Consider the following 2,657-nt stretch of genomic DNA (forward strand, 5'->3'; position numbering starts at 1 on the left):
ACATGGCCTTCGTCGGCCCCCGCCCCGAACGCCCCGCCTTTGTCGAGGAACTCGGCCGCATCATCCCCCGCTACCACGACCGCGCCTGCGTCAAGCCCGGCATCACCGGTTGGGCACAGGTCAACTACCCCTACGGCGCCTCCGTCGAGGACGCCCGCATGAAGCTCGCCTACGACCTCTACTACGTCCGCCGCCGCTCCCTCTTCCTCGACCTCCTCATCCTCGTCGCCACCATCCGCGTCGTTCTCCTCCAGGAAGGCGCGCGGTGATACCCGCCGTCTCGCCCGTCCTCTACGCTGGTTGCGCGGCCGCTTGCCTGGCCTGGAGCATGCTGGTGCTGGCGGCCGGGCGTGGACGGCATGCGCTGCTGCCGGCGGCCACCTGCTTCCTGATCGCGGCCTGGGCCGCCGCCGTCGCCTTGATGCCGGAGGCACCGCTCGCCTGGCCCCCCGGCGGGCTGGAAGTCCTGCGCAACGCCTTCTGGTTCCTGCTGCTGCTGGCGCTTGGCCGCCGCGTGGGCGGCGCGCAGGCACGGCCGCTGCTGCGGCGCTTCGCCCTGGCGGGCGGCATCGCCGTCCTGCTGGCCTTCGCCACGCTTTCGGCGCCGGTGGCGCAGGCCCTCACAACCAACCTGCTTGGCTCGCCCATCGTGCTCGCCCGCCTGGCGCTGGTGCTGCTGGTGGTGCTTCTGGCAGAAAATCTCTACCGGAATGCCGATGACGGCATCCGCTGGCATGTGGTGCTGCCCTGCGTCGCGCTGGGCGGCCTCGCGGCCTTCGACGTTATTCTCTACGCCCATGCGGCGCTGACCCACGAGCTTTCGCCCATCCTGGCCGATGCGCGTGCGGTGCTGGCGGCCCTGGCCGCGCCGCTGCTGGCGCTGGGCGCCATGCGCGACCGCCGCTGGCGTCGCAATCCGTCGGTCTCGCGCCAAGTGGTCTTTCATGGCGCCACGCTGCTGGTGGCCGGCGCTTTCCTGCTGGCCGTGGGCGCCGCCGGAGAGGCGCTGCGTCATCTCGGTGCCGACTGGGCCCGCGCGGCGGAGATCGGCCTCTGGGCCGGCACCGCCATGGCGCTGGCCGTGGCGCTTTCCGCCCGCTCCGTGCGCTCTCTCCTGCGGCGGACGGTGGTCGATCATTTCTTCACGGCGCGCTACGACTATCGCCAGGAATGGCTGCGCTGCGTCACCACCCTTTCTGCCCCCGACGTGGCGCCATCGCTGCGTGCCATCCGCGCCATCGCCGATGCCGCCGACAGTCCGGCCGGCGCGCTGCTGCTGCGGGAAGGTGCCGAAGCCGGCTTCCATTGGGCCGGCTCCTGGAACATGCCGGGAGAACCCGTCTCGCTGGCCGACGACCACCCGCTGATTCTGGAATTGCGCGGCGGCAGCTGGATCGTTCCGCTGGCCGAGCAGGATGCGCCGGAACTGCGGCAGGCTTTCGGGCAGGTCTGGCTGGCCGTGCCGCTGGCGCATCACCGGGACGGGCTGCTGGGCCTGGTGCTGCTGGCGCCGCCACGTGTCCCCCTGCCGCTGGATGGCGAGGTCTTCGACCTGCTGCGCAGCCTTGGGCGCGAGGTCGCCATGTTCCTGGCCGAGCGCCGCGCCGCCGAGCGGCTGGCGGAGCAGCAACAATTGCAGGACCACGCCCAGCGCTTCGCCTTCGTGGCCCATGACGTCAAGACAGTGGCAAGCCAGCTGACGCTATTGCTGGCCAATGCCGAGCACAACATTCAGGACCCGGAGTTCCAGCGCGACATGCTGCTCACCGTGCGCGCCTCGGCGACGCGCATCAACACGCTCATCGCCCGCCTGCGCCAGCCCGAGGGCGCCGAGATTGACACCACCGCCATCGAGCCGCTGGCGCGGCTGCGGGAGCTTGCGGCCCGCAGCGCGCATCCGGTGCAACTGGAGCATGACGACCGCACGCCGCTGCGTGTCTCCATGGCTGCGGAAGCCTTCGATGCCGCCATCACGCATCTGCTCTCCAATGCCGCCGAGGCTTCCCAGCCCGGCGAGCCGGTGCGGCTGCGCCTGCAGCACGGGCAGCAGCGGGTGGTGGTGGAAGTCATCGACCGTGGCTGTGGCATGACGCCCGAATTCATTCGTGACCACCTGTTCCGCCCGCTGGCGACCGATAAGCCGCGCGGCAGCGGCATCGGTGCCTGGCAGGCGCGCGAGCTGCTGCGCCGCGCCGGCGGAGAACTGGCCGTCCATAGCCGCCCTGGGGAGGGTACCACCATGCGCATGACGCTGCCCGCCTGCCGCGACCCCCGCAACGACGCGTCCTATTCGGCGCCCCATTCTGCAGAGGCCGCACTGCCATGAGTCGCCCGAAGTTGCTGATCGTCGAGGATGACGCGGCACTTAGCGCCCAGTACCGCTGGGCTTTTCCGAACTGCCGCGTGCTGCTGGCCGCCAACCGGCGGGAAGCCGAGCAGGTTGCGCGGGCCGAGCAGCCGACGGCTGTGCTGCTGGACCTCGGCCTGCCGCCGGATGCCGAAGGTGTCAGCGAGGGTTTCGCGACCCTGGCCGAGTTGAACCGCATCTCTCCCGGCATGCCGATCATCGTGGCCTCGGGCCAGGGTCAGCGGGAGCACACGCTGCGGGCGATCGGGCTTGGCGCCTATGACTTCTGCGAGAAGCCGGTCGACCTGGC

The 2,657-nt window shown here is 70.8% G+C and carries 3 protein-coding genes; all 3 read left to right on the top strand.

All coding sequences use genetic code 11. The features are described from left to right. Nucleotides 1–269 (top strand): sugar transferase (locus tag EBE87_RS28090; RefSeq protein ID WP_199708182.1); only part of this gene is annotated, 269 nt, incomplete at its 5' end. Next, a complete protein-coding gene (prsK, locus tag EBE87_RS28095) occupies nucleotides 266–2,326 on the top strand; it encodes an XrtA/PEP-CTERM system histidine kinase PrsK (RefSeq protein ID WP_120641181.1) in 2,061 nt (686 codons plus the stop codon). The genes EBE87_RS28090 and prsK, both read left to right, overlap by 4 nt. Further along, a partial coding sequence (locus EBE87_RS28100; protein ID WP_120641182.1) for a response regulator occupies nucleotides 2,323–2,657 on the top strand: 335 nt, incomplete at its 3' end. The genes prsK and EBE87_RS28100, both read left to right, overlap by 4 nt.

The sequence above is a fragment of the Teichococcus wenyumeiae genome, from assembly GCF_003696345.1.
Taxonomy (GTDB): domain Bacteria; phylum Pseudomonadota; class Alphaproteobacteria; order Acetobacterales; family Acetobacteraceae; genus Pseudoroseomonas; species Pseudoroseomonas wenyumeiae.